The sequence below is a fragment of the Planomonospora alba genome (genome assembly GCF_039534085.1).
In the GTDB taxonomy this organism is placed as follows: domain Bacteria; phylum Actinomycetota; class Actinomycetes; order Streptosporangiales; family Streptosporangiaceae; genus Planomonospora_B; species Planomonospora_B alba.
Genome location: NZ_BAAAUT010000048.1, coordinates 13725 through 38269, shown reverse-complemented (window position 1 = coordinate 38269; position 24545 = coordinate 13725). Strand labels below are relative to the sequence as shown.

The following is a 24545-nucleotide window of genomic DNA, read 5'->3' as shown; positions in this document are numbered from 1 at the left end:
CCCGCGGGCGGCCTCAGCGGAACTCCGGCCTGCGCAGCCCGTGCCCCGTGGCCTGCTCGAAGGCGTGGGCCAGCCGGAGCACCCGCAGGTCGGCGAAGGGCCGCCCGACGATCTGCACGCCCACCGGGAGCCCGTCCGGGGTGAACCCGCACGGCACCGACGCGGCCGGGGCGTGCAGCACGCTGATCCAGTAGGCCGAGCGCATCCACGCCAGGTAGTCGGGGAGCGGCTCGCCGCCGATCTCCGTGACGTACGGCGCGTCCACCGGGAACGGCGGCACCTGGCTCACCGGCGCCAGCAGGAAGTCGTAGACCTCGAAGAAGGCGTTCATCCGCCGGTACAGGCCGCTGCGCAGCCGTTCGGCGCGGGCCAGGTCGGCCCCGGTCACCTCGCGGCCCCGCTCGACGTTCCACCGCGTGTTCGCGCCCAGCGCCTGCGGCGGCAGGTCGCCGTAGGAGAGCAGGTAGTACCAGGCCCGCCAGGTGCGGAAGGCGTCCTCGGCGTCGGACAGGTCGAGGTCGACCCGCTCGACGCGCGCGCCCAGCCCCTCCAGCACGGCCGGGGCGGCCGCGGTGGCCGCGGCCGTGGCGGCGTCCACCGGCAGGCCGCCCAGGTCGGGGCTCCAGGCGATGCGCAGCCCGCCCAGGTCCAGCAGGTCCAGCGGCTCGGTGAAGACCGCGCCGCTCTCGGCGATCGCGAACGGGGAGGCGGGGTCGAACCCGGCGATCACGCTCATCAGCAGCGTCAGGTCGGCGACCGTCCTGGCCATCGGCCCCGGCACGCCGAGGGTGAACCAGGCGGCCGTCCCGGACGGCGCCGGGACCCGCCCCGGGGTCGGCCGCAGGCCCACCACGTTGCAGAACGAGGCCGGGTTGCGCAGCGAGCCGCCCACGTCGGTGCCGTCGGCCAGCGGGACCATCCCCGAGGCCAGCGCCGCGGCGGACCCGCCGCTGCTCCCGCCGGCCGACCGCGACAGGTCGTAGGGGTTGCGGGTGGCGCCGAAGAGCGCGTTCACCGTGTGCGAGCCGGTGCCGAACTCGGGGGTGTTGGTCTTGCCGAGCGTGATCGCCCCCGCCGCGCGCATCCGGCGCACGATCAGCGCGTCGTGCTCCGGCACGTGGTCGGCGAAGAGCGGCGAGCCGTACGTGGTGCGCACGCCCGCGGTCTCGGTCAGGTCCTTGTGCGCCACCGGCAGCCCGTGCAGCGGCCCGCGCCAGACGCCGCGCGCCAGGTCCCGGTCGGCCCGCCCGGCCTCGTCGAGGGCGCGCTCGGCCGTCAGCGTGACGATCGCGTTGACCGCCGGGTTGACCTCCTCGATCCGCCGCAGGTGGGTCTCGAGCAGCTCCACCGCGCCGACCTGCCGGTCGCGCAGCAGCCGGAGCATCTCGACGGCGGTCAGGTAGTGCATGCGTCCCCCAGGGAGTCGTCGCGCGCCCGGCCGGCGGGGCGGGCGGCGCGCGGGCCACGGTCTCCGGCGCAGTCTGGCCTGCGGCCGCCGCGGCGCGCGTCGGCAACCTTCGACAGAACTACCCGCTCCCGCCGCCCGCTCCCCGGGGCGGGGCCGCGGCGGGGCGGTGGGACCGCGGGGGAGCGCGGCGGACGCGGGGGCTACCCGGTCTTGGCGATGGGCGCCGTGACCGCCCCCGTCAGCCGGACCAGCTCGGCCGGGGCGGTCTCGATCTGCAGCCCGCGCCGGCCGGCGGAGAAGTAGACCGTCTCGAAGGACAGGGCGGAGGAGTCCACCACGGTCGGCAGCCGCTTGCGCTGCCCCAGGGGACTGATGCCGCCCACCACGTAGCCGGTGACCCGCTCGACCTTGGCCGCCTCGGCCATCGCGGCGCGCTTGGCGCCCAGCGCCGCGGCCAGCGCCTTGAGGTCCAGCCTGCCCGCCACCGGCACCACCGCGACCGCCAGGGCGCCCTCGACCTCGGCCACCAGCGTCTTGAAGATCCGCTCGTACGGCACGCCGAGCGCGTCGGCCGCCTCCTCGCCGTAGGCCTGCGCGTTCGGGTCGTGCTCGTAGGGGTGGAGCGTGAAGTCCACCTTCGCCCGGCTCAGCGCCACCGTCGCGGGGGTGCCCTGGCCCCCGGCGCTCTTCGACTTGCCCATGGTCGGCAGCGTAGCGGCCGGGCGCGGACCCGCGACGCGGCCCCCAGATGTGAATCTACAGCGTAAAGGCGGTCCGCATGGCGGCCCGCGGGGGTCCGCATCGTGGAATGCGGAGAGAGGGCGGTCCGCGGGCTCCGTAGACTGTACGGGTGATTTCCCGTACCGACCTGCGCGGAGCCCTCCCCGGGAACCTGCGCGACGTGCTGCCCCGTGCCGAGCTCGACGTCGAAGCCGCCCTGGAGAAGGTCCGGGCGATCTGCGAGGACGTGCATCATCGCGGGGCCGCCGCCGTACGGGAGCTGACCGCCCGCTTCGACGGCGTGGAGCTGGCCTCCACCCGGGTGCCCGCCGAGGCGATCGCCCGCGCGCTGGAGGAGCTCGACCCGCGGGTCCGCGCGGCCCTGGAGGAGTCGATCCGCCGCGCCCGCCTGGTCCACCGCGACCAGCGCCGCACCGACGTCACCACCCGCGTCGTGCCCGGCGGCACCGTCACCGAGCGCTGGGTGCCCGTCGAGCGCGTCGGCCTCTACGTCCCCGGCGGCCAGGCGGTCTACCCGTCCAGCGTCGTGATGAACGTCGTGCCCGCCCAGGAGGCCGGGGTCGCCTCGCTGGCGGTCACCTCGCCCGCGCAGCGGGAGTTCGGCGGGCTGCCGCACCCGGCCATCCTGGCCGCCTGCGCCCTCCTCGGCGTCGACGAGGTCTACGCCGTCGGCGGCGCGCAGGCCGTGGCGATGTTCGCCTACGGCACCGAGGAGTGCGCCCCGGTGACCATGGTCACCGGTCCCGGCAACATCTGGGTCACCGCGGCCAAGCGCCTGCTCAAGGGGCGCATCGGCATCGACTCCGAGGCCGGTCCCACCGAGATCGCCATCCTCGCCGACGCCACCGCCGACCCGGTGCACGTCGCCGCCGACCTGATCAGCCAGGCCGAGCACGACCAGATCGCCGCCGCCGTCCTGGTCACCGACTCCGTCGAGCTGGCCGACGCGGTGGAGAAGGAGCTGCCCGGTCAGGTCGCCGCGACCAAGCACGCCGAGCGCATCACCGCGGCCCTGTCCGGCCGCCAGTCCGGCATCCTCCTCGTCGACGACATGGAGGCCGGGCTGCGCGTCGTGGACGCCTACGCCGCCGAGCACCTGGAGATCCACACCGCCGACGCCGCCGCGCTCGCCGCCCGGGTCCGCAACGCCGGGGCGGTCTTCGTCGGCCCCTACGCGCCGGTCTCGCTCGGCGACTACCTCGCCGGCTCCAACCACGTGCTGCCCACCGGCGGCTGCGCCTGCCACTCCTCGGGGCTGTCGGTGCAGACCTTCCTGCGCGGCATCCACGTCGTGGAGTACGACCGCCAGGCGCTGGCCGGGGCCGCCGCCCACGTCTCCGTCCTCGCCGACGCCGAGGACCTGCCCGCGCACGGCGCCGCCGTGCGCGCCCGCTTCGCCCCCGGCGAGCTGGCCGACCTCGCCGACTGGGAGCGGCCCGCATGACGGACACCGCGCCCGCCGGGCGCCAGGACGGACCGCGCACGGCGGACGGCGCACCCGCCCCGAGACCGGAGGGACGGCCCCGCGTGACCCTGGACGACCTGCCCATCCGCGACGACCTGCGGGGCCGCACGCCGTACGGCGCGCCGCAGATCGACGTGCCGGTGCGGCTGAACACCAACGAGAACCCGCACGGCCCCTCCGCGGCGCTGGTCGCCGACCTCGCCGAGGCGGTACGGCGCGGCGCGGGCGAGCTCAACCGCTACCCCGACCGCGACGCGACCGCGCTGCGCGAGGACCTGGCCGCCTACCTCGGCCACGGCCTGACGGCCGAGCGGGTCTGGGCCGCCAACGGCTCCAACGAGGTGCTCCAGCAGATCCTGCAGGCCTTCGGCGGGCCCGGCCGCACCGCGCTCGGCTTCGAGCCGTCCTACTCGATGCACCCGATCATCGCCACCGGCGCCTCGACCGAGTGGATCGCGGGCGCGCGCGAGGAGGACTTCGGGATCGACCCGGACAAGGCCGTCGCCGCGATCGAGGAGCACCGGCCCGACCTGGTCTTCCTCACCTCGCCCAACAACCCCACCGGCACCGCCCTCGACCCGGCGGTGATCGCCCGCATCGTCGCGGCGGCGCCCGGCATGGTCGTGGTGGACGAGGCCTACTTCGAGTTCGCCCGCACCGGAACCCCGTCGGCGCTGACCCTGCTCCCGGACCACCCGCGGCTGATCGTCACCCGGACCATGTCCAAGGCGTTCGCCATGGCCGGCACCCGGCTCGGCTACCTCGCCGCCCACCCGGCGGTGATCGAGGCGCTGCTGCTGGTGCGCCTGCCGTACCACCTGTCCACGCTCACCCAGGCGGCCGCGCGCGTCGCGCTCGCGCACCGGGCGGAGCTGCTCGGCACCGTCGACGAGCTGCGCGCCGAGCGGGACGCCACGGTGGAGTGGCTGCGCGCCAAGGGGCTGACCGTCGCCGACTCGGACGCCAACTTCGTGCTGTTCGGCGTCTTCGGCGACCGGCGCGCGGTCTGGGAGGGCCTGCTGGAGCGGGGGGTGCTGATCCGGGAGGTCGGCCCGCCCGGGTGGCTGAGGGTGTCCATCGGAACGGCCGAGGAGATGGCGGCGTTCCGCGCCGCGCTGGAAGGGATCCTGTGATGAGTCTTGAAGGCCGCCCCGCGCGGATCGGTCGCGTCGAGCGCGCCACCAAGGAGACCTCGGTGCTGGTCGAGGTCAACCTCGACGGCACCGGGACCGTCGACGTCGCCACCGGCGTCGGCTTCTACGACCACATGCTGAACCAGCTCGGCAAGCACGGCCTGTTCGACCTGACCGTGAAGACCGAGGGCGACCTGCACATCGACTCCCACCACACGATCGAGGACACCGCGCTCGCGCTGGGCGCGGCGTTCCGCGAGGCGCTGGGCGACAAGTCGGGCATCCGGCGGTTCGGCAGCGCGTCCTGCCCGCTGGACGAGTCCCTGGCCCAGGTGACCGTCGACCTGTCCGGCCGGCCGTACCTCGTGCACAGCGAGCCGGAGAACATGGCCCCCATGATCGGGCCCGACTACGACACGACGCTGACCCGGCACATCCTGGAGTCGTTCGTCGCGCAGGCCGCGATCTGCCTGCACGTGCACGTGCCGTACGGCCGCAACGCCCACCACATCGTGGAGGCGCAGTTCAAGGCGCTGGCGCGGGCGCTGCGCGAGGCGTCGGAGCCCGACCCGCGCGCCAGCGGCGTGCCCAGCACCAAGGGTGTGCTGTGACCGCGGGCGACCGGTGCTGACCGACAACTGGACGGCCATCGCGATGGCCTTCGCCGCCCTCTTCCTGGCGGGCGGCGTCGTCTCCTTCCTCAAACAGGGCATCAAGGCCGGCGCGCTCGTGCTCGCCGTCCTCGCGGCCCTGGCGACCACAGCGGCGGTGCTCTGGTGGTGAAGCTCTGATGGGCAAGAACGTCACGGTCCTGGACTACGGTTCGGGCAACCTGCGCTCCGCGGAGCGCGCGCTGGCGCGGGTCGGCGCGAACGTCACGGTGACCTCCGACCCCGAGGCGGCGATGGAGGCCGACGGCCTCGTCGTGCCGGGGGTCGGCGCGTTCGCCGCCTGCATGCGCGGGCTGAAGTCGGTGCACGGCGACCGCATCGTCGGGCGCCGCCTGGCCGCGGGCCGGCCGGTGCTCGGCATCTGCGTCGGCATGCAGATCCTGTTCGAGACGGGCGTGGAGCACGGGGTGACGACCGCCGGCTGCGGCGAGTGGCCCGGCACGGTCGAGCGCCTCGAGGCCCCGGTCCTGCCGCACATGGGCTGGAACACGGTCAAGGCCCCCGAGGGCACGGTGCTGTTCGACGGCATCGGCGCCGACGAGCGGTTCTACTTCGTGCACTCCTACGGCGTGCGCGCCTGGGAGCTGACGGCGGGCCCCGGCTTCACCGCCCCGCTGGTCACCTGGGCCGAGCACGGCGTGCCGTTCGTCGCGGCGGTGGAGAACGGGCCGCTGACGGCGACCCAGTTCCACCCCGAGAAGTCGGGTGACGCCGGGGCCCGGCTGCTGGCCAACTGGCTCGGAACCCTCGGGTGACCGTCCCACCGCCCCCGCCGCGCGCGCCGCGGCGGGCGGGGGCGCTGGCCGTCCGGGTGCCCGCCGTCCCGGCCCGCAGGCCGGGACGGCGGGCACCGGCGGGGGAGCGGTGAGCAAGGAGCGGGCGCGGCGCCGGGCGGCGCGGGAGGCCGAGCAGGCCCGGCAGGCCGCGCTCCGCGCCGAGCGGCGGGCCCGGTCCGCCCGGCGGCGGGAGCGGCTGGACCGGCTCACCGCCCCGATCGCCGCCGTCCTGCCCCGCCGGGGGGTGCGGATCGCCGGGCAGCGCGGCATCCTCGCCCGCCGCCGCCGCGCGCAGAACGGTGCGGTGGCGGTGCTGTTCCTCGTCGTCCAGGTGATCGCCTGGCTGCTGGTGTCCTCGTGGGCGGCGAGGTTCGGCGTGCTCGTGCTGTCCCTGCTGCTCGTCCCGGTGCTCGTCACCGTCGCATTCGACCGGAGGTCTTGATCAGATGTCGCTAGAGCTGCTGCCCGCCGTGGACGTGGTCGACGGGCAGGCCGTCCGCCTGGTCCAGGGCGAGGCCGGAACCGAGACGTCGTACGGCGACCCGCTGGCGGCCGCGCTCGCCTGGCAGGAGGCCGGGGCCGAGTGGCTCCACCTCGTCGACCTCGACGCCGCCTTCGGCCGGGGCTCCAACCGGGAGCTGCTCGCCTCCGTGGTCGGCGCCCTGGACATCAAGGTCGAGATGTCCGGCGGCATCCGCGACGACGCCTCGCTGGAGGCCGCGCTGGCGACCGGCTGCCGCCGGGTCAACATCGGCACCGCGGCGCTGGAGGACCCGGCGTGGTGCTCGAAGATCATCGCGGAGTACGGCGACCGCATCGCGATCGGCCTGGACGTGCGCGGCACCACGGTGGCCACCCGGGGCTGGACCGAGGAGGGCGGCGACCTGTGGGAGGTGCTGGAGCGGCTGGAGGCCGACGGCTGCGCCCGCTACGTCGTCACCGACGTCACCAAGGACGGCACGCTGACCGGACCCAACCTCGCCCTGCTGCGCGAGGTCTGCTCCCGCACCGACAAGCCGGTCGTCGCCAGCGGCGGCGTCTCCTCCCTCGACGACCTGCGCGCGCTGGCGTCGCTGGTCCCGCTCGGAGTCGAGGGCGCGATCGTCGGGAAGGCGCTGTACGCGGGGGCGTTCACCCTCCAGCAGGCCCTGGCCGCGGTCGCCTGACGCACCCCGGCGCGCGGACCCGCCGTGAGGGGGCGGGAGACCCGCCGGGGGCCGCGGGGAGCCCGCGGAGAGCTCCAGAGGGCTCGTAGAGGGCTCAGCAGAGCCCGTGAAGAGAAGGACTCGGCAGAGCCCGTGAAGAGAAGGAAGAGCACGTGACCGTCGCGGTACGAGTGATCCCCTGCCTGGACGTGGACGCCGGGCGGGTGGTCAAGGGCGTCAACTTCGAGAACCTGCGCGACGCCGGCGACCCGGTCGAGCTGGCCCGGCGCTACGACGCCGAGGGCGCCGACGAGCTGACGTTCCTCGACATCACCGCCTCCAGTTCCGACCGCTCCACCATGTACGACGTGGTGCGCCGCACGGCCGAGCAGGTGTTCATCCCGCTGACCGTCGGCGGAGGGGTGCGCTCGGTCGAGGACGTGGACCGGCTGCTGCGGGCCGGGGCCGACAAGGTCTCGCTGAACACCGCGGCCATCGCCCGGCCCGAGCTGCTCACCGAGGCATCCCAGCGGTTCGGCGCCCAGTGCGTCGTGCTCTCGGTGGACGCCCGCCGGGTGGTCGACGGCCCGCCGACCCCGTCCGGGTTCGAGGTGACCACGCACGGCGGCCGGCGCGGCACCGGCATCGACGCGGTCGAGTGGGCGCGCAGGGGCGAGGAACTGGGCGTGGGGGAGATTCTGCTCAACTCGATGGACGGCGACGGCACCCGCGACGGCTACGACCTGGAGATGATCCGGGCCGTGCGGGCCGCGGTCGGCGTCCCGGTCATCGCCAGCGGCGGCGCCGGAGCCGTGGAGCACTTCGCCCCCGCGGTCGAGGCGGGCGCGGACGCGGTCCTGGCGGCGTCGGTGTTCCACTTCGGCCAGCTCAAGATCGCTGAGGTGAAGGACGCGCTGCGCGCCGCGGGGCACCCGGTCCGCTGACTCCCCGGCGGGCCTGGAACGCCTGCGATTCAGGTCGGGATGTCCGTCCGGGGCGGGTGAGGAGGCGGCGTGCCGCCGGATGGTCCCAAGGCGCCCAGCGAACTCCTCGCCCTGGCGGCGGAGCGCGACGGTTGCAAGGCCGAGTGGTACGCCGGGAAGATCGTCATGCGGGCGTCCGCCTCGGCCCTCCACAGCCTGATCGTCAGTGAGACGGTCCGCCGGATCCCGTCCGAGCGGTGGTGGGCGCTGCCCGGCATGGGGGGTCGGCACGCCGGGCGACCACCGCGGGCCGCAGCCGGACATCGTGGCCATCCCGGCGGGGAGCCTCGCCGATGACGAGGACCCCTGCTGCTGACGATCGACACCGGCGCCTATCCGGCTGCTTCCTGAGCCGTCCTCCGGTCGCCTCCGGTGCGGAGGCCGGCCGGGTGCTCCGGTGGAGCCTCCCGTCCGGGCGTGTGCGTTGTGGCGGTGGGGGCTCCGGTCGCCGGCCATCGGCGACGCCGGCCCGTCCTGCGCCGCCTGCCGGGGAGGTACGGGCGCGGACGGGTGGAACCCGCCCCTGGGGGAGGTCCCATCCTGGACGCATGATGAGCATCGGTGAATTCGCGGAACTGACGGGCCTGAGCGTGAAGGCCCTGCGCCTCTACGACGAGCAGGGGCTCCTGTCGCCCGTCGCGGTCGACCCGTGGTCACGGCACCGCCGCTACAGCGCCGCGCAGTTCGGGCACGCGCTCAGGCTGAAGGCCGCCCGCTCCGCCGGCCTGCCGCTGGCCGAGGCGCCCGGGCTGCTGGCCGACGACGAGAGCGCCGCCGCGGTGCTGGCGGAGCACCGCGCCAGGCTGGCCGCCGAGCGCAGGCGCCAGGACGCCGCGCTGGACGTGCTCGCCGGGCTGCTGGCGGAGCCGGTGCGGTGGCGGACGGAGATCCGGCGGACGCAGGCGCAGCACTGGGCCGGGGCGGTCCTCCCCCTGACGGGGGCCGAGGACGCGCAGGCCGCCGACGAGCGGGCCAACGAGCTCTTCGGCGGGCTGTGGCGCAGGCTGGCGGAGGCGGGCAACCCGCCCACCGGCGCCTTCTGGACCACTTTCAGGGCCGTGCCGGGCAGCGAGACCGAGGTCCGGGTGCTGTACTGCTGGCCGGTCGCGGAACTCCCGCCGGCCGACTGGGACGTGGAGTCCGGCACGCTCGAGGCGGGCGAGGAGATGGTGGTCCGCTGGCGCTTCGAGGAGGACGTCCCCGTCGTCGACGGTGCCGCGCACCCCGCGGTGCTGGAGCTGGTGGCCGCCGCGGAGCGGAGCGGCGCGGAGGTGTCGCTCGACCGGCTGCGGCAGATCGGCCTGCTCGACGAGGAGGGCGAGCCGGTGGGCATGGAGGTGGCGGTCCGGCTGACGGGCCGGGCGGACCGGTGACCGGCGCGGCCCTCCGGGGATCCTCCGGGGGCCGCGCACGGGCGGGACGGGTTAGATCCCGGATCTGCGGGGGAGTGGGTGGTGCGCGGCGCGAGGGTCGCGCCCCGCGAGGAGACCAGGAGGTCGGGAATGCTCAGAACGCCGGTGAAGAGGACGGCCGCGATCGCCGCCCTGATGGCGGCCTTCGCCGGGGCTCTCGGCGGCTGTGGCGGCGGCGGTGACGAGGATGCCGAGACCCCGGACGTGGTCGAGACCGGCTCGCCCGGCGTCGAGAACGACGGGGAGGTCGACAACGACGGCGACGGCGACTGACGCCGTACGGATCGGGGGTGCCGCGCTCCCGCTCGCAGGGGCGGGAGCACGGGGAGAGGAGATGGAGCGGGGAAGGGTGCGCGGACCGGCGGCGATCAGGTCAGTACGTTGGTGAAGAACAGGGCCAGTTGGTCGGCTCCCCGGAGGATGCCGTCGAAGACGCCGTTGACCGCGGCGGCGGCGTCGGCGGGTCTGCTGAACAGATAAAAGGCCACGAACGCCACCGCGGCATAGGTGGCGATCTTCTTGACCTGCATGGGGGCCTCCTGCAGTTCCGTTCCCAGCCGTATATACCCTGATTTTAAGGATCTTTGGCATCTTCGGCCCGGGTGGCTCCCGGATCTCGAAGATCATACCTGGCGGGCAGGGGTCGGCCATGGCCGGATCGCGGGATTGGCATGGGCGTTCCCCCTCATCAGTCATGGTGCGCAGGGAGCGGGGCGGTTGTCCAACCCCGGACTGCAAGGTATATCGGAAGGGCGAGCGGCGACAGGAAGATCGTCAGGACGAGGATCGGCGCCATGAGCAGCGGGTGGACGCGCCGGTGCCTGCCGTCGAGATAGATCCACCGCCCCACGAGCAGGTCCCAGGAGATGACCTGGGCCCACAGCGCGGCCAGCGCCCGGGGGTCGGCCACCAGTGCGGTGAGCCCGGCGAGGGTGGGCCGGGTGACCACCGGCCAGACCTCCCCCAGGACGGGCGCGAGCAGGACCAGGCAGACCGCCAGGGAGGGCAGCACGATCAGCGGGGAGCCGGCGATCCTCCGGGTGCGCGCCCAGGTCGGAGCCGCGATCATCAGGGCCCAGAAGGGCGCCGCGGCCAGGAAGCTCAGCTGGAACAGCAGCTCGGTCACCGGGCCTCCGTCTCGGCGGGGACGGCCGGGCCCGGGCGGGCCGGGCCCGGGCGGTCAGGGGCCGGGTGTTCAGGGGTCGGGTGGTGCGGGGAGCGCCGGGCGCTCAGCGCGCCGGCCGTCACCGCGACCAGGAGCAGGGCCGCCGCCGTGAGGGTGGCGCCGTCGGGGCGCAGCAGCGGCTGGCCGCGCAGCGCCTGCCAGGTCACCAGGGCGAGCAGCCCGGCGTAGCCGGCGCCCGCCGCGGTCACCAGCCGGAGCGCGGCGCCCCGGTCCCGCAGCGGGGACAGCGCCAGGGCGAGCAGCGGGAGGACCTGTACGGCGTGCATGCCCACGAAGTGGGGGACGCGCAGGTCGCCGCCGGTGGTGCTCCAGCCGAGCAGGGGCAGGCCGGGCCCGCCGTCGGGCACGCCGACGCCGTGCGCGCCGATGACGGCGGCGGGGTCGGCCAGCTGCTGCGGGGTCGGCAGGACCATCAGGTAGCCCAGGGCGATGCCTGCCGCCGACAGCGCCAGTCCCCATCGCAGCGCCCGGGTGGCGACCGGATCGGCGCGGCGTTCGCGCAGCACCAGCAGGGCCGCGAACATGTTGGCGGCCATGAGGACGGTGGCGGTCGCACCCATGAGGGTGTAGATCGCGGTGTCCGCCTCGGTCGCGACGTTGAAGTGGCTGCGCGTGCCCCGGGCGGCCTGGAAGGTGATGAGGGCCGTCTCGAAGGCGCTCGCGGCGGCCAGTACGGTGCCCAGCCGGCGGCCGCCGCGCGGTGTCCGCCGCAGCAGGGAGAGCAGCCACGCCCAGGTGAGCGTGTAGACCGCGAACGAGACGGCGAACTTCAGCGGTTTGGCCCAGACGGGCACGCCGTCCAGGGTGCGGTCGTCGAGGAGGAGGCCGCCGAGGCAGGCGAGGGCCAGGACGGCCAGGAGACCGGAGCACAGCAGGAGGGGACGGTGCCATCGGAGCATGACGCTCTCCTAAGTGGATAACAGATATATCCATTATCTATAGCTAAACTCGTCGGGGACCACAAGAGGGAGGCCGGCGTGCGGATGGCGGAGCTGAGCCGGGAGACGGGTGTCTCCGTGCCGATGATCAAGTTCTATCTCCGGGAGGGCCTGCTCCCCGGCGGCGAGCGGACCAGCCCCAACCAGGCCCGGTACGGCGCGGCCCACGTGCGCCGGATCAAGCTGCTGCGGGCCATGGCGGAGTACGGCGGCCTGTCGCTCGCCGACATCCGCGCGCTGCTCGCCCGCCTCGACGAGCCGGGCGGCGGTCTGCACGAGCGCCTCGGCGCCGCGCAGCGGACCGTGATGCCCCACCGCGAGCCGGGCGAGGGCGAGCGCTGGGAGGCGGCGGCGCGCCGGGCGCAGGAGCTGATCGCCCGGCACGGCTGGCGCCAGCACCCGGACAGCCCCGCCATGCGGGCCGTCACCGGGGTGCTGGCCAGCCTCGACGAGCTGGGCTACGAGGAGATGCTCACGCGGCTGGACGCCTACGCGGAGGCGGCGGGGCGGATCGCGCAGGCCGACGTGGAGGCCGTGGCGTCCGCTCCGGAGGTGGAGAGGATGGTCGAGATCGTGGTGGCCTGCACCCCGCTCGGCGACACCCTGGTCGCCGCCCTGCGCCGCATCGCGCAGAGCAGCATCTCGGGCCGGCTGTTCGGCGAGGAGGGCGGCAAGGGGGAGGAGGGGTGCTGAAGGGCTCCGGGAGGCTCGGGAGCGGCGGGCCGTACGGCGCGGCGCTCCGCCCGGGCCCGGGGGCCGTGCGGAGGAGGGCCGCCGGCGGGCGCGATGAGGCCCGCGCGGTGAGGCTCCGCGAGGCCCCGCGGGCGGTGCTCAGACGATGAGGTCCGTCCGGCGCGGCTCCGCGAGGCCCCGCGGGCGGTGCTCAGACCCCGAGCGGGGCGTCCATCAGGCGGGCCACGGCGCTCTCCTCGCCGCTGAGGTCGACCCGGGCGTGGGCCTGCCGCCCGAAGCAGAACAGCAGCAGCTCGCTCGCCGGGCCGGTCACCTCGACCCGGGCGCCGTCCCGGGGCCCGCCGAGGGCGACGCCGCCACCGATCCGGTGCAGCACCACGCCGACCGGGGCCCTGCGCAGCAGCAGTCCCCTGCCCGCCCGCACGCGCCTCCAGAACAGCTCCTCCAGGTCGGTGGGGAGCACGCGGGGCTCCCACGCGCGCTGGGCCCGGCGCAGGTCCTCGTGGTGGACGAAGAGCTCCATGGTGTTGACGGCCGCGTCCATGCCGGGGACCAGGCCGTAGATCCCGGCCGGACCGGAACGCAGGAGCTCCACCAGCCCGGCGAAGCCGTGCCGGGCCTTGAGGGACTCCTGCACCTTGGCGGTGTGGCCGGCCAGCGGGGCCAGGGCGATGCCGGGGAGGGCGTCGAGGCGGCGCTCCCGCAGGACGAGGTGGGCGGCGAGGTCGAAGGCCGTCCAGCCTTCGCAGAGCGTGGGGACGTCCGGGCCGAGCCGCAGGAACAGATCGCTGAGCTCGGCGCGTTCGGCGCGGGCGTGCGTCATCCTGTGATCCTAACAACGCCGTTGCGCGGGCAACCGCACGGGGAGGAGCCCCGGGGTCCGCGGCGGGGCCCGCCCGGGGACGCGCGGTGAAGGCCCGTCCGGGGCCCGCCCGGGGTGCGCGCTGAGGCCCGCGGGGGGATCCGCGGCGGGACCGGCCGGGGGCCGCGGCGGGGCCGGCGGGAATAACGTGTCGGTCCGGCGTGATAGTCACTTAGAGACGAGATCCCCCGTCGAAAGGACACCCCCACAAGTGGCGAGCAAGGTGACGTCCGCCGTCATGCGCCAAGGGCTCCGCGTGCTGGGGGTGGCCATCCGGACGGAGAAGGCCGTCTTCACGCTCGCCGTGCTGTTCAGCTCCCTCTACGGCGCGATGACGGTCGCGTCGTCGTGGGCGCTGGGCTGGGCCACCGACAACGCCGTGCTGCCGGCCTTCGCCGCCGGCGAGGCGGCCGGGGGCGCGCTCGCCGCGGGCGCGCTGTTCATCCTGGGCACCGCGGTGCTCAAGGCGCTGGGCGTGGCCGGCCGGAGGTTCTTCGCCGGCGTCATGCAGTACCGCATGCAGGCCCGCTCCCGCCGGGGCGTCACCCGGCAGTACCTCAGGCTCCCGCTGGCCTGGCACCACCGGCACCCGACCGGCCAGCTGCTCTCCAACGCCAGCGCCGACGCCGAGGCCGCCTGGGCGCCGCTGGCTCCGCTGCCGATGGCCGTCGGCGTGGTCGTCATGCTGGTCACCGCCGCGGTCGCGCTGCTGCTCACGGACCTGATGCTGGCCCTCGTCGGCTTCCTGATCTTCCCGGCCATCGCCCTGCTGAACCTCGTCTACCAGCGCCGGCTCAGTCCGCTGGCCACCCGCGCCCAGCAGCTCCGCGCCGAGGTCAGCGAGATCGCGCACGAGAGCTTCGACGGTGCCCTGGTCGTCAAGACGCTCGGCCGCGAGGACACCGAGGCCGCCCGTTTCCAGGCCAAGGCCCACGAGCTGCGCGACGCCAACATCGCGGTCGGGCGTGTGCGCGGCCTGTTCGACCCGGTGCTGGAGGCCCTGCCCACGCTCGGCGTGCTCGCCGTGCTGCTGGTCGGCGCGGTCCGGCTGGAGGGCGGTGCGATCAGCGCCGGCACCCTGGTCGAGGTCGCCTACCTGTTCACGCTGCTCTCCTTCCCGATCCGCGCGCTCGGCTGGGTGCTGGCCGAGCTGCCCCGCGCGGTCGTCGGCCACGAGCGGGTGCGGGCGGTGCTGGAGGCCACCGGCTCCATGGAGTACGGCACCGCCGCGCTGGACGGCGAGGGCCCGGCGCGCCTGGAGGTGCGCGGCCTCGGCTACTCCTACGGCGACTTCCCGGTCCTGTCGGGGGTGGACTTCGAGGTCGGGCCGGGCCGCACCGTGGCCCTGGTCGGGCCCACCGGCTCCGGCAAGTCCACGCTCGTGCAGACCTTCGTCCGGCTGGTCGATCCGGCGGAGGGGGCCGTGCTGATCGACGGGACGGACCTGCGCGAGGTCGCGCGCGGCGGGGTCAGCGGCGCGGTGGCGCTGGTGCCCCAGCAGGCGTTCCTGTTCGACGACACGGTGCGCGGCAACGTCACCCTCGGGCTGCCGGTCGACGACCAGGAGGTCTGGGCGGCGCTCCGCCTGGCCCAGGCCGAGGGCTTCGTCAGCGCGCTGCCGTCGGGGCTCGACACCAGGGTCGGCGAGCGCGGCACCAGCCTGTCCGGCGGCCAGCGCCAGCGCCTGGCCCTGGCCCGCGCGCTGGTGCGCCGCCCCCGGCTGCTCGTGCTGGACGACGCGACCTCCAGCGTGGACCCGCAGGTCGAGGCGAAGATCCTGGCCGGTCTGCGGGACGCGGCCGCCTCGCCGGCGGCCGCGACCGTGGTGGTCGTCGCCTACCGGATGGCCACCATCGCCCTGGCCGACGAGGTCGTCTACCTCGAGCACGGCCGCGTCGTGGACCGGGGCCCGCACGAGGAGCTGCTCGCGCGCTGCGCGGGCTACCGCAACCTGGTGACCGCCTACGAGCGCGAGGAGGCCGAGCGCGAGGCGCTGGGGGCGGACGAGGAACCGGGCGGCATCGGCGGGATCGACGGGATCGACGGCGCCGGGGACATCGACGGCATCGGCACGGATGAGGAAGTGAGCGCGTGACGGCACTCCAGACGCCCCCGGCGGCCCAGGGGCTCCAGGGCATCGAGCGGTCCGCGCTGGCGACCGTCCTGCACGGCCTGTCCTTCACGCCCGAGTTCCGCAGGGGACTGGCCGGGACGTTCGCGCTGGCCGTGTTCGCCACGCTGGGCAAGGTGATCATCCCGGTCGCGATCCAGCAGATCATCGACACGGGCCTGGCGGGCCCGGTGCCCGACCTGCCGTTCATCCGCACCGTCGTGCTGCTGTGCGCGGCGGCCGTGGTGGTCACCGCGGCCTGCGGCTACCTGATGAACGTCCGCCTCTACCGGTCGACCGAGACGTCGCTGGCCACGCTCCGGGTGCGGGCCTTCCGGCACGTGCACGACCTGTCGGTGCTCACCCAGAACTCCGAGCGGCGCGGCGCGCTGGTCTCGCGGGTCACCGGCGACGTCGACCAGATCAGCGCCTTCATGCAGTGGGGCGGGCTGATGGTCATCGTCGCGGTGGGCCAGCTGCTGGTCGCCAGCGTGCTGATGTTCGTCTACTCCTGGCGGCTCGCCCTGCTGGTCTGGCTCTGCTTCCTGCCGCTGATGATCGCACTGCCGCGCTTCCAGCGGTGGCTGTCGGCCGCCTACACCCGGGTCAGGGAGCGGACGGGCGACATGCTCTCGGCGATCGGCGAGTCGGTCGTCGGAGCGGCCGTGATCCGGGCCTACGGCGCCGAGGCGCGCACGGCCGAGCGGCTGGACACCACGATCGAGGCGACCAAGGCGGCGCAGGCCCGCACCCAGAAGATCGTCGCGACGGTCTTCCCGCTCACCGAGGTCGTGGCGGCGGTCGCCGTCGCCGGGGTGGTGCTGCTCGGCGTGCACCTGGGCGTCGGCGGCGGGATCAAGGAGGGGGGCCTGGTGGCCTTCCTCTTCCTGATCACCCTGTTCATCTCCCCGATGCAGATCGCCACCGAGGTGCTCAACGAGGCGCAGAACGCCATCGCCGGGTGGCGGCGCGTCCTGGGCGTGCTCGACACGCCGCCCGACGTGGCCGACCCCGGCCCGGAGGGCGCGGAGCTGCCGCGCGGCCCCATCTCCGTCTCCTTCGAGCACGTCGGCTTCGCCTACCCCGGCGGGGAGCCGGTGCTGCACGACGTCTCGGTCGACATCCCGCCGCGCTCGCGGATCGCGGTGGTGGGCGAGACCGGCTCGGGCAAGACGACCTTCGCCAAGCTGCTCACCCGGCTGATGGACCCGGTCTCCGGCCGGATCACGGTGGACGGCGTGGACCTGCGCCGGGTGCGCTTCTCCTCGCTGCGCGAGCGGATCGTCATGGTGCCGCAGGACGGGTTCCTGTTCGACGGCACGCTGGCGGAGAACATCCGGTTCGGCCGCCCGTCGGCGACCGACGCGCAGATCGAGCTGGCCATGACCGAGCTGGGCCTGGCCGACTGGCTGGAGGGGCTGCCCGCCGGGCTGGCCACCGAGGTCGGCCAGCGCGGGGAGTCGCTGTCGGCGGGCGAGCGCCAGCTCGTCGCGCTGGCCCGCGCCTACCTGGCCGATCCCGACCTGCTCCTGCTGGACGAGGCGACCTCCGCGGTGGACCCGGCCACGGAGGTGCGGCTGGCCCGCGCCCTGGAGGGCGTCACGCGGGGCCGTACCGCGGTCTCCATCGCGCACCGGCTCTCCACCGCGGAGGCGGCCGACGAGGTGCTGGTCTTCGACCGGGGCCGGATCGTCCAGCGCGGCCCGCACGCCGAGCTCGTCGCGGTGCCCGGCGTCTACGCCGACCTGTACGCCTCCTGGGTGGCGGCCGCCCGCTCGTGAGCGGCCGGGGACGGGAGATGACAAGATCGGAAAACTCCGACAAAAGGGACATTTCTCTGGATTAAAGCCGGTCCCTGGTGGCAGTGGCCCTGTATGGACGGGAACCTCGACAGGCCGGATGTGGACGTCAGCCTGATGCCGCCGGGAATGCGCTCTGCCGTGGCCCAGAGCGAGCTGATGGACGACCTGGACGACTTCCTGGTCGACGACGACGATGACGACGACCCGGTCCTGCTCCGGAAGGACGGCCGCCCGGTGGACACCTGGCGGGAGCACTACCCGTACGCCGAGCGCATGTCGCGCGACGAGTACGACCGGGTCAAACGGCTGCTCCAGATCGAGCTGCTCAAGCTGCAGTACTGGATCAAGGACACCGGCGGCCGGCTGGTGATCCTGTTCGAGGGGCGCGACGCGGCGGGCAAGGGCGGCACGATCAAGCGGTTCATGGAGCACCTCAACCCGCGCGGCGCGCGCGTGGTGGCGCTGGAGAAGCCCAGCGAGCGCGAGAGCACCCAGTGGTACTTCCAGCGCTACATCGCCCACCTGCCCGCCGCGGGGGAGATGGTCTTCTTCGACCGCTCCTGGTACAACCGCGCCGGGGTGGAGCGGGTGATGGGCTTCGCCACCCCGGAGCAGTACCTGGAGTTCATGCGGCAGGCCCCCGAGCTGGAGCGCATGCTGGTGCGCGACGGCATCCACCTGGTGAAGTTCTGGTTCTCGGTGTCGCGCAAGGAGCAGCGGACCCGCTTCCTGATCCGCCAGGTCGACCCGGTGCGGCAGTGGAAGCTCTCCCCGATGGACCTGCAGTCGCTGGACAAGTGGGACGAGTACACCGAGGCGAAGGAGGACATGTTCCTGCACACCGACACGGCGGAGGCGCCGTGGACGGTGGTCAAGAGCAACGACAAGAAGCGGGCCAGGGTGGAGGCCATGCGGCACGTGCTGAACCTGTTCGAGTACGAGAACAAGGACGACGCCGTCGTCGGCACCCCCGATCCGCGGATCGTGGTGAAGGCCGCCGACGTGCTGGTGGACGACCGCACACGTTAGGGTCCGCTAAGGTCGAGGCGTGCGAGACGCCCGGCCCCTGCTCATGCTCGACGTGGACGGGCCCCTGAACCCGTACGCGGCCGAGCCGGGTCCCGCCGGCTACACCGTCCACCGGATGAGGCCGCGGGGCTGGGACGACCGCCCCCGCTCGCTGCGCGTCCTGCTCAACCCCGGGCACGGGCCCGCCCTGCTCGCGCTCCCGTACGAACTGGTCTGGGCGAGCACCTGGCGGCACGAGGCCAACGTCTGGATCGCGCCGCGGCTGGGCCTGCCGCGCCTGCCGTTCGTCGACTGGCACGAGCCGTACCTGGCGGACCGCGGCGACGGCGTGCACTGGAAGACCCGGCGGCTGGTGGACTGGGCGGACGGGCGGGCCTTCGCCTGGGTGGACGACGAGATCGGCGAGGCCGACCGCGAGTACGTCGCCGCCTGCCATCCGGCGCCCGCGCTGCTGCACCGGGTCGACCCCGCCGTCGGCCTGCTGCCCGAGGACTTCGCCGCCCTCGACGCCTGGGCCGGGCAGAGCGCCGGGCCCGCCGCGCAGGAGGCCGGGGACGGACCGCCGGGCGGCGGAGCGGGCCCGGGCGGGGACGGGCCGGACGGGAGACGGACCCGCCCGGCGGGGAGCGGGGGCGGGACGAGGAGGACGAGCAGGGCGAAGGGTGCGGCAGAATGACCGCATGTCCCTCGACCCCGCGATCGCGGCGCGGCTGAAGCGCACCGCCGACGGGCTGGTGCCCGCCGTCGTCCAGCAGTACGACACCGGCGAGGTGCTGATGCTCGCCTGGATGGACGACGAGGCCCTGCACCGCACGCTCACCACCGGCCGGGCCACCTACTGGTCGCGCAGCCGCCGCTCCTACTGGGTGAAGGGTGCGACCTCCGGCCACGCCCAGCACGTCAAGTCCGTCGCCCTCGACTGCGACGGCGACACGCTCCTGGTCAAGGTCGACCAGGTGGGCGCGGCCTGCCACACCGGTGACCGGACCTGCTTCGACGCGGACGTGCTGACGGTGACGCCGGCGTGAACGCCCGCCGGGAGCTGTGGACCTGGGTGCCGGTCTGCGCGGCCGGAGCCGGACTGGTGCTGCTGGCCGCCGGGCGCGGATGGGCCGTGCCCCACCCCGGCGCGGCCTGGGCCGGCGGGGCCGAGCCGCCCGTGCTGACGGGTTCGCAGATCGTGCCCTTCCTGAGCCCGGTGGCCCTGGCGGCCCTCGCCGCGGTGGTCGCCGTGCTCGCCACGGGCGGGGCGGTGCGCCGCGCGGTCGGCGCGGTGATCGCGCTGTGCGGGCTGGGCCTGCTCGCCGGCGTCTGGTACGGGACCGGGGACGGCGCGCCGGCCGAGGCCGCGCAGGCGCACCTGAACGCGGCCGTGGCCGCGGGCCCGGACGCCGTCGCCGTCACGGTCCGCTGGGCCTGGCCCGCCGCCGCGGCGGCGGGCGGGCTGGTGCTGCTGGCCGCCGGGGCGGCCGCGATGCTGAGGGGGCCCCGATGGCCCGGCATGTCCGGCCGCTACGAGCGCGGGGGCCGGGACGGGGGCGCCCCCGCGGGGGGCCGGGCCACCGAACGGGCGATGTGGGACGCGATCGACAGCGGCGCGGACCCCACCGCGGACCCCGCGGTGGACCTCGGGGACCCCGGGCGCTGAGCGCCGGTTCCCCGCGCCCGCGGCGGGCGCCGGGAACCGGACGCCCGGGGAGCGCGGGCCCGGGCGCCGCGCACCGGGAGGGCTGCGGGCGCCCGGTCACAACTTGCCCACGGCGCGGTCCCGGACCTCCGGGGACGGATACGTTGTCACTAAGCTTTGCGCCCGCAACGTGCGATAAGGGGAATTCCATGAGCTACGGGAACCAGTCCGGCGGGTACGGGCCGCCGAAGGGCGGGGGCTACGGTCCTCCCGGAGGGAACGGCGGGTACGGCGGGCCGCCCGCCGGAGGCTACGACCCCTACGGGTACGACCCCTACGGCTACGGCGCCCCGCCGCCCCCGGCCCGGCCCAGCAACGGGATGGCCATCGCCTCCCTCGTGCTGGGCATCGTGGGGCTGTTCACGTGCGGCGTCACCTCGGTCGTGGGCATCATCCTCGGGCACGTCTCGATGAGCCAGATCAAGAGGACGGGTGAGGAGGGCCGGGGCATGGCCGTGGCCGGCCTGGTCCTGTCCTACTTCGGGGTGGCCGCCTGGGTGCTCGTGGCCCTGCTCTACCTGGGGATGCTGGGGCTCGTCTTCGGCGCGGCGTACTCCGGGGTCTGACCCGCCGCGGAGCGGCGGACGGCCCGCCCGGACGGCGCGGGCCCGGAGGCGGCCGGCGGGGCGGCAGGCCGGGCGAGGCGGCGGCGGGAACGGGGTGAGCGGGATGACGGGGACGGACGGCGGGGCGCGGCGGCCGGAGCGGCGCGGATGGCGCGCCCTGCCGCTGCCCGCGGGCGTCGCGGCGGCCGCGGTCGCGGGGGTCGCCCTCGTGGGCGCGGTGGACCCGAACGAGCCGGGCCGCTATCCGGCCTGCCCGTTCCTGGCGCTGACCGGGCTCTACTGCCCCGGCTGCGGCGGGCTGCGGGCCGTGCACGCCCTCACCCGGGGGGACGTGGCCGCCGCGTTCGACCTCAACCCGGCCCTGGTCCCGGCGGCCGCGGTGCTGGTCGTGCTCTGGGGATGGTGGGCCGTCACGGCCTGGCGGGGGACGGGCTTCCCGGTAAAGATCGCGCGTCCCGGGTACGCATGGGCGTTTCTCGTATCGATGGTGACGTTCTGGATAGGGCGAAACCTGCCCATGGGGGAATTCCTGGCCCCATAGCGGTCCGCGGTCCGCTCCGCGGGGGAACACACGTCCGCCCCTGTGGCGGTGCGACCTCGGCCAGGCCGATAGCATCGGCAGGACAAGGCAACCGATCGGGAGGGACCTGACCCGTGAGCGAGCGGAGCGAGCGAGCCGTCGGACGCAGCAGGTTGCGGACGAGGGCGGCGGAGGAGACCCGGGGAGGTCTCGTGAGCGAGCGGAGCGGGCGGACCACGGGCACGGCGACGGTCGCGGGAGCGGCCTGCGGGCACCGGGGGGAGGCCGCATGAGCGTGCTGGACGAGATCATCGAAGGGGTCAGGGCCGACCTGGCCGAGCGGCAGCGGACCGTGTCGCTGGCGGAGCTCAAGGAGCGCGCCGAGCGGGCGCCCGCGCCCCGCGACGCCTACAAGGCGCTCGGCGGCGACCAGGTGGCCGTCATCGCCGAGGTCAAGCGCTCCAGCCCGTCCAAGGGCGCGCTGGCCGCGATCGCCGACCCGGCGGCGCTGGCCGCCGACTACGAGGCCGGCGGCGCCCACGTCATCAGCGTGCTGACCGAGCAGCGCCGCTTCGGCGGCAGCCTCGACGACCTGGCCGCGGTGCGCGCCGTCGTCGACATCCCGGTGCTGCGCAAGGACTTCATCGTCACCTCCTACCAGCTGTGGGAGGCCCGCGCCCACGGCGCCGACCTGGCGCTGCTGATCGTGGCCGCGCTGGACCAGAACGCCCTCGTCTCGCTCATCGAGCGGGCCGAGTCGATCGGGCTGGCCCCGCTGGTGGAGGTGCACACCGCCGAGGAGCTCGACCGGGCGCTGGACGCCGGAGCCAGGATCATCGGTGTCAACGCGCGCAACCTCAAGACCCTGGAGGTCGACCGCGAGGTGTTCGCCAAGCTGGCGCCGAAGATCCCCGACGGCATCATCAAGATCGCCGAGTCCGGCGTGCGCGGCCCCCACGACCTGCTCGCCTATGCCAGGGCCGGCGCCGACGCCGTCCTGGTCGGCGAGAGCCTGGTGACCGGCAGGGACCCGCGGGCCGCCGTGGTGGACCTGGTCACCGCCGGAGCCCACCCCGCATCCCGACCCGAGGGGCAGTAGGACAAGTGACAGCGACGCACGAGACCATCCTCACCGCGGCCGACCTGGCCGGGCACGGCGTGCACGGCGACGACCCGGACCCGCACGGCAAGTTCGGCGTCTTCGGCGGCCGGTTCGTGCCCGAGGCGCTGATCCCGGCGCTGGACGAGGTCGCCGCCGAGTACGACCGGGCCAGGAACGACCCGGAGTTCCTCCGCGAGTTCGACCACCTGCTGCGCACCTACGCCGGGCGGCCGACCACGCTCACCGAGGTGCCGCGCTTCTCCGAGCACGCGGGCGGCGCCCGGATCGTCCTCAAGCGCGAGGACCTGACCCACACCGGCGCCCACAAGATCAACAATGTGCTGGGCCAGGCCCTGCTCACCAAGCGCCTGGGCAAGAAGCGGGTGATCGCCGAGACCGGCGCCGGCCAGCACGGCGTCGCCACCGCGACCGCCGCCGCCCTGATGGGCCTGGAGTGCGTCATCTACATGGGCGCCGTCGACTGCGAGCGCCAGGCGCTGAACGTGGCGCGGATGAAGCTGCTCGGCGCGACCGTGGTCCCGGTGCACAACGGCAGCAAGACCCTCAAGGACGCCATCAACGAGGCCTTCCGCGACTGGGTCACCAACGTCGACACCACGCACTACCTGTTCGGCACGATCGCCGGCCCGCACCCGTTCCCCGAGATCGTCCGCGACTTCGCCCGCATCATCGGCGTCGAGGCCCGCCGTCAGATGCTGGAGCTGACCGGTGCCCTGCCGGACGCCGTCTGCGCGGCGGTCGGCGGCGGGTCGAACGCGATCGGGATCTTCCACGCCTTCATCGAGGACGAGGGCGTGGCGCTGCACGGCTACGAGGCCGGCGGCCGGGGCCTGGAGACCGGCGAGCACGCGCTGACCCTCACCGCGGGCTCGGTCGGCGTGCTGCACGGCTCGCGCACCTACGTCCTGCAGGACGAGGAGGGGCAGACGATCGAGTCGCACTCGATCTCCGCCGGCCTCGACTACCCCGGCGTCGGTCCCGAGCACGCCTGGCTGAAGGACACCGGCCGCGCCACCTACCACGGCGTCACCGACGCCGAGGCGATGGAGGCGTTCGCGCTGCTGGCCCGCACCGAGGGCATCATCCCGGCGATCGAGTCCTCCCACGCCCTGGCCGGCGCCCTCAGGCTCGGCCGCGAGCTGGGCCCCGAGGCGACCATCCTGGTCAACCTCTCGGGCCGCGGCGACAAGGACATGGGCACCGCGATGAAGTACTTCAACCTCTGACGAAACCCTGACGGCCGACCCGCCGCCCCTCCGGCCCGCGCCGGAGGGGCCCCGAGGCCCCGATCCGCAACGGAACCGAACCATGACGACTCTCCAGACGGTGTTCGCCAAGGCGAAGGCGGACGACCGCGCCGCCCTCGTCGGATACCTGCCCGCCGGATTCCCGACGAAGGACGGCGCGATCGCGGCCGCCACCGCCATGGTGGAGGCGGGCTGCGACGTGATCGAGATCGGCCTGCCGTACTCCGACCCGCTCATGGACGGCCCGACCATCCAGGACGCCGTGCACCGGGCGCTGACCAACGGCACCCGCATCGCCGACGTGCTGCGCACGGTCGAGGGTGTGGCGAAGACGGGCGCGGCCACCCTGGTCATGACCTACTGGAACCCGATCGACCGCTACGGGGCCGAGCGCTTCGCCCGCGATCTGGCGAACGCGGGCGGCGTGGGCACCATCACCCCGGACCTGACCCCGGAGGAGGCCGGCCCCTGGCGCGAGGCCAGCGCCGCGGCGGGCATCGACACCGTCTTCCTGGTCGCCCCCAGCTCCACGGACGAGCGCATCGAGGCCGTCGTCGAGTGCTGCACCGGGTTCGTCTACGCAGCCTCGCTGATGGGCGTCACCGGTGCCCGCGAGACGGTCAGCTCGGCCGCGCGGGGCCTGGTCGAGCGGACCCGCGCCCACACCGACCTGCCGGTCTGCGTCGGCCTGGGGGTCGGCACCGGCAGGCAGGCCGCCGAGGTCGCGGGCTACGCCGACGGGGTGATCGTGGGGTCGGCGTTCATCCGCCGCCTGCTGGACGCCGCCGACGAGACCTCCGGCCTGGCCGCGGTCCGCGCGCTCGGGGCCGAGCTCGCGGCGGGCGTGCGCGCCTGAGCCTGCGGGCGCGGCGCTCCGCGCCCGGGAACGGCCGCCCATCGGGCGGCCGTTTTTCCGTTCCTGACCGGATCGGCGGTGCCTCCGGGGCCCGCCGTACGTCCATCACGTTCCGTCACGGCGACGGCGGCGTACCCGGGGAGGGGACACCCGTCCCGCCCCCGTCCGGCACCCTCTCCGCTCTTATTCGGC

At 74.6% G+C, this 24545-nt stretch carries 29 protein-coding genes; 23 read left to right on the top strand and 6 right to left on the bottom strand.

Annotated elements, in window-relative coordinates:
- Nucleotides 1-13: 13 nt before the first annotated feature.
- Both ABD823_RS25615 and ybaK read right to left on the bottom strand, forming a co-directional pair.
- On the bottom strand, nt 14-1408 hold the full coding sequence (locus ABD823_RS25615; protein ID WP_344863832.1) for an amidase: 1395 nt from the start codon (nt 1406-1408) through the stop codon (nt 14-16).
- A gap of 200 nt (nt 1409-1608) precedes the next feature.
- Nucleotides 1609-2109 (bottom strand): Cys-tRNA(Pro) deacylase, encoded by a 501-nt coding sequence (gene ybaK / locus ABD823_RS25610; RefSeq protein WP_344863830.1) that lies wholly within the window; start codon nt 2107-2109, stop codon nt 1609-1611.
- A gap of 149 nt (nt 2110-2258) precedes the next feature.
- Between ybaK and hisD the strand changes: the two genes are divergently transcribed.
- The 11 genes from hisD to ABD823_RS25555 all read left to right on the top strand — a co-directional run bounded on the left by hisD (nt 2259) and on the right by ABD823_RS25555 (nt 10007).
- The gene (gene hisD, locus ABD823_RS25605; RefSeq protein ID WP_344863828.1) at nt 2259-3593 is read left to right on the top strand and encodes a histidinol dehydrogenase; all 1335 of its coding nucleotides are present in this window, start codon (nt 2259-2261) and stop codon (nt 3591-3593) included.
- Between the two features lie 83 nt (nt 3594-3676).
- A complete protein-coding gene (locus ABD823_RS25600) occupies nt 3677-4747 on the top strand; it encodes a histidinol-phosphate transaminase (protein WP_344863826.1) in 1071 nt (356 codons plus the stop codon).
- A complete protein-coding gene (gene hisB, locus ABD823_RS25595) occupies nt 4747-5358 on the top strand; it encodes an imidazoleglycerol-phosphate dehydratase HisB (protein WP_344863824.1) in 612 nt (203 codons plus the stop codon). Before ABD823_RS25600 ends, hisB begins: the two co-directional genes overlap by 1 nt.
- 13 nt (nt 5359-5371) lie before the next feature.
- Complete coding sequence (locus tag ABD823_RS25590) at nt 5372-5530, top strand: hypothetical protein (protein ID WP_344863822.1); 159 nt, start codon at nt 5372-5374, stop codon at nt 5528-5530.
- Between the two features lie 7 nt (nt 5531-5537).
- A complete protein-coding gene (gene hisH, locus ABD823_RS25585; RefSeq protein ID WP_344863820.1) occupies nt 5538-6173 on the top strand; it encodes an imidazole glycerol phosphate synthase subunit HisH in 636 nt (211 codons plus the stop codon).
- Nucleotides 6174-6282: 109 nt separating this feature from the next.
- A complete protein-coding gene (locus ABD823_RS25580; RefSeq protein WP_344863818.1) occupies nt 6283-6636 on the top strand; it encodes a hypothetical protein in 354 nt (117 codons plus the stop codon).
- A gap of 4 nt (nt 6637-6640) precedes the next feature.
- Entirely contained in the window at nt 6641-7360 is a 720-nt protein-coding gene (priA, locus tag ABD823_RS25575; protein ID WP_344863816.1) for a bifunctional 1-(5-phosphoribosyl)-5-((5-phosphoribosylamino)methylideneamino)imidazole-4-carboxamide isomerase/phosphoribosylanthranilate isomerase PriA, read from the top strand.
- Between the two features lie 152 nt (nt 7361-7512).
- Nucleotides 7513-8283 (top strand): imidazole glycerol phosphate synthase subunit HisF, encoded by a 771-nt coding sequence (gene hisF / locus ABD823_RS25570; protein ID WP_344863814.1) that lies wholly within the window; start codon nt 7513-7515, stop codon nt 8281-8283.
- Between the two features lie 69 nt (nt 8284-8352).
- Complete coding sequence (locus tag ABD823_RS25565; protein ID WP_344863812.1) at nt 8353-8619, top strand: hypothetical protein; 267 nt, start codon at nt 8353-8355, stop codon at nt 8617-8619.
- Between the two features lie 251 nt (nt 8620-8870).
- On the top strand, nt 8871-9695 hold the full coding sequence (locus ABD823_RS25560) for a MerR family DNA-binding transcriptional regulator (protein WP_344863810.1): 825 nt from the start codon (nt 8871-8873) through the stop codon (nt 9693-9695).
- Between the two features lie 129 nt (nt 9696-9824).
- Nucleotides 9825-10007, top strand: a complete 183-nt coding sequence (locus ABD823_RS25555; RefSeq protein WP_344863808.1) for a hypothetical protein — start codon at nt 9825-9827, stop codon at nt 10005-10007.
- 95 nt (nt 10008-10102) lie between these two features.
- Here ABD823_RS25555 and ABD823_RS25550 read toward each other — a convergent pair whose 3' ends face one another.
- The 3 genes from ABD823_RS25550 to ABD823_RS25540 all read right to left on the bottom strand — a co-directional run bounded on the left by ABD823_RS25550 (nt 10103) and on the right by ABD823_RS25540 (nt 11819).
- On the bottom strand, nt 10103-10264 hold the full coding sequence (locus ABD823_RS25550) for a hypothetical protein (RefSeq protein ID WP_344863806.1): 162 nt from the start codon (nt 10262-10264) through the stop codon (nt 10103-10105).
- A 158-nt stretch (nt 10265-10422) separates the two neighbouring features.
- Nucleotides 10423-10860, bottom strand: a complete 438-nt coding sequence (locus ABD823_RS25545; protein WP_344863804.1) for an ABA4-like family protein — start codon at nt 10858-10860, stop codon at nt 10423-10425.
- Nucleotides 10857-11819, bottom strand: coding sequence for a hypothetical protein (locus ABD823_RS25540; protein WP_344863802.1), 963 nt, complete (start codon nt 11817-11819; stop codon nt 10857-10859). Before ABD823_RS25540 ends, ABD823_RS25545 begins: the two co-directional genes overlap by 4 nt.
- Nucleotides 11820-11903: 84 nt before the next feature.
- On the opposite strand from ABD823_RS25540, the gene ABD823_RS25535 reads away from it, so the two are divergent.
- Nucleotides 11904-12551: a MerR family transcriptional regulator gene (locus ABD823_RS25535; RefSeq protein ID WP_344863800.1), complete on the top strand. Its 648-nt coding sequence runs from the start codon at nt 11904-11906 to the stop codon at nt 12549-12551.
- A 190-nt stretch (nt 12552-12741) separates the two neighbouring features.
- Here ABD823_RS25535 and ABD823_RS25530 read toward each other — a convergent pair whose 3' ends face one another.
- Complete coding sequence (locus tag ABD823_RS25530) at nt 12742-13374, bottom strand: TIGR03085 family metal-binding protein (protein ID WP_344863798.1); 633 nt, start codon at nt 13372-13374, stop codon at nt 12742-12744.
- Between the two features lie 277 nt (nt 13375-13651).
- Here ABD823_RS25530 and ABD823_RS25525 point away from each other — a divergent pair, with 277 nt between their 5' ends.
- The 11 genes from ABD823_RS25525 (at nt 13652) to trpA (ending at nt 24353) form a co-directional block, all read left to right on the top strand.
- Nucleotides 13652-15508, top strand: coding sequence for an ABC transporter ATP-binding protein (locus tag ABD823_RS25525; protein ID WP_344863851.1), 1857 nt, complete (start codon nt 13652-13654; stop codon nt 15506-15508).
- A complete protein-coding gene (locus ABD823_RS25520) occupies nt 15505-17304 on the top strand; it encodes an ABC transporter ATP-binding protein (protein ID WP_344863796.1) in 1800 nt (599 codons plus the stop codon). The genes ABD823_RS25525 and ABD823_RS25520 overlap by 4 nt, the downstream gene beginning before the upstream one ends.
- A gap of 147 nt (nt 17305-17451) precedes the next feature.
- Nucleotides 17452-18354, top strand: coding sequence for a polyphosphate kinase 2 (gene ppk2, locus ABD823_RS25515; RefSeq protein WP_344863794.1), 903 nt, complete (start codon nt 17452-17454; stop codon nt 18352-18354).
- Nucleotides 18355-18373: 19 nt separating this feature from the next.
- Entirely contained in the window at nt 18374-19030 is a 657-nt protein-coding gene (locus ABD823_RS25510) for an HAD domain-containing protein (protein ID WP_344863791.1), read from the top strand.
- Between the two features lie 4 nt (nt 19031-19034).
- Complete coding sequence (hisI, locus tag ABD823_RS25505) at nt 19035-19382, top strand: phosphoribosyl-AMP cyclohydrolase (RefSeq protein ID WP_344863789.1); 348 nt, start codon at nt 19035-19037, stop codon at nt 19380-19382.
- Nucleotides 19379-20002 carry a Trp biosynthesis-associated membrane protein gene (locus ABD823_RS25500; RefSeq protein WP_344863787.1) on the top strand — a complete coding sequence of 208 codons (624 nt, stop codon included), beginning with the start codon at nt 19379-19381 and terminating at the stop codon, nt 20000-20002. The genes hisI and ABD823_RS25500 overlap by 4 nt, the downstream gene beginning before the upstream one ends.
- A 188-nt stretch (nt 20003-20190) precedes the next feature.
- A complete protein-coding gene (locus ABD823_RS25495; RefSeq protein ID WP_344863785.1) occupies nt 20191-20607 on the top strand; it encodes a DUF4190 domain-containing protein in 417 nt (138 codons plus the stop codon).
- Nucleotides 20608-20710: 103 nt separating this feature from the next.
- Nucleotides 20711-21148, top strand: a complete 438-nt coding sequence (locus ABD823_RS25490) for a DUF2752 domain-containing protein (RefSeq protein ID WP_344863783.1) — start codon at nt 20711-20713, stop codon at nt 21146-21148.
- A 268-nt stretch (nt 21149-21416) separates the two neighbouring features.
- Nucleotides 21417-22226, top strand: a complete 810-nt coding sequence (gene trpC, locus ABD823_RS25485) for an indole-3-glycerol phosphate synthase TrpC (RefSeq protein WP_344863781.1) — start codon at nt 21417-21419, stop codon at nt 22224-22226.
- A 59-nt stretch (nt 22227-22285) separates the two neighbouring features.
- Entirely contained in the window at nt 22286-23476 is a 1191-nt protein-coding gene (gene trpB / locus ABD823_RS25480; protein ID WP_344863849.1) for a tryptophan synthase subunit beta, read from the top strand.
- A gap of 82 nt (nt 23477-23558) precedes the next feature.
- Complete coding sequence (gene trpA / locus ABD823_RS25475; RefSeq protein WP_344863779.1) at nt 23559-24353, top strand: tryptophan synthase subunit alpha; 795 nt, start codon at nt 23559-23561, stop codon at nt 24351-24353.
- The last annotated feature ends 192 nt before the right edge of the window (nt 24354-24545 follow it).

What these genes read in the sequence shown, in the direction of transcription:
- ABD823_RS25540 (WP_344863802.1), bottom strand. Translation starts at nt 11,819, where the DNA reads ATGCTCCGATGGCACCGTCCCCTCCTGCTGTGCTCCGGTCTCCTGGCC.
- ybaK (WP_344863830.1), bottom strand. Translation starts at nt 2,109, where the DNA reads ATGGGCAAGTCGAAGAGCGCCGGGGGCCAGGGCACCCCCGCGACGGTG.
- ABD823_RS25615 (WP_344863832.1), bottom strand. Translation starts at nt 1,408, where the DNA reads ATGCACTACCTGACCGCCGTCGAGATGCTCCGGCTGCTGCGCGACCGG.
- ABD823_RS25555 (WP_344863808.1), top strand. Translation starts at nt 9,825, where the DNA reads ATGCTCAGAACGCCGGTGAAGAGGACGGCCGCGATCGCCGCCCTGATG.
- trpC (WP_344863781.1), top strand. Translation starts at nt 21,417, where the DNA reads ATGAGCGTGCTGGACGAGATCATCGAAGGGGTCAGGGCCGACCTGGCC.
- ABD823_RS25530 (WP_344863798.1), bottom strand. Translation starts at nt 13,374, where the DNA reads ATGACGCACGCCCGCGCCGAACGCGCCGAGCTCAGCGATCTGTTCCTG.
- hisB (WP_344863824.1), top strand. Translation starts at nt 4,747, where the DNA reads ATGAGTCTTGAAGGCCGCCCCGCGCGGATCGGTCGCGTCGAGCGCGCC.
- ABD823_RS25550 (WP_344863806.1), bottom strand. Translation starts at nt 10,264, where the DNA reads ATGCAGGTCAAGAAGATCGCCACCTATGCCGCGGTGGCGTTCGTGGCC.
- hisI (WP_344863789.1), top strand. Translation starts at nt 19,035, where the DNA reads ATGTCCCTCGACCCCGCGATCGCGGCGCGGCTGAAGCGCACCGCCGAC.
- trpA (WP_344863779.1), top strand. Translation starts at nt 23,559, where the DNA reads ATGACGACTCTCCAGACGGTGTTCGCCAAGGCGAAGGCGGACGACCGC.
- ABD823_RS25495 (WP_344863785.1), top strand. Translation starts at nt 20,191, where the DNA reads ATGAGCTACGGGAACCAGTCCGGCGGGTACGGGCCGCCGAAGGGCGGG.
- ABD823_RS25560 (WP_344863810.1), top strand. Translation starts at nt 8,871, where the DNA reads ATGATGAGCATCGGTGAATTCGCGGAACTGACGGGCCTGAGCGTGAAG.
- ABD823_RS25535 (WP_344863800.1), top strand. Translation starts at nt 11,904, where the DNA reads ATGGCGGAGCTGAGCCGGGAGACGGGTGTCTCCGTGCCGATGATCAAG.
- ABD823_RS25525 (WP_344863851.1), top strand. Translation starts at nt 13,652, where the DNA reads ATGCGCCAAGGGCTCCGCGTGCTGGGGGTGGCCATCCGGACGGAGAAG.
- ppk2 (WP_344863794.1), top strand. Translation starts at nt 17,452, where the DNA reads ATGCGCTCTGCCGTGGCCCAGAGCGAGCTGATGGACGACCTGGACGAC.
- ABD823_RS25490 (WP_344863783.1), top strand. Translation starts at nt 20,711, where the DNA reads ATGACGGGGACGGACGGCGGGGCGCGGCGGCCGGAGCGGCGCGGATGG.
- priA (WP_344863816.1), top strand. Translation starts at nt 6,641, where the DNA reads ATGTCGCTAGAGCTGCTGCCCGCCGTGGACGTGGTCGACGGGCAGGCC.
- hisH (WP_344863820.1), top strand. Translation starts at nt 5,538, where the DNA reads ATGGGCAAGAACGTCACGGTCCTGGACTACGGTTCGGGCAACCTGCGC.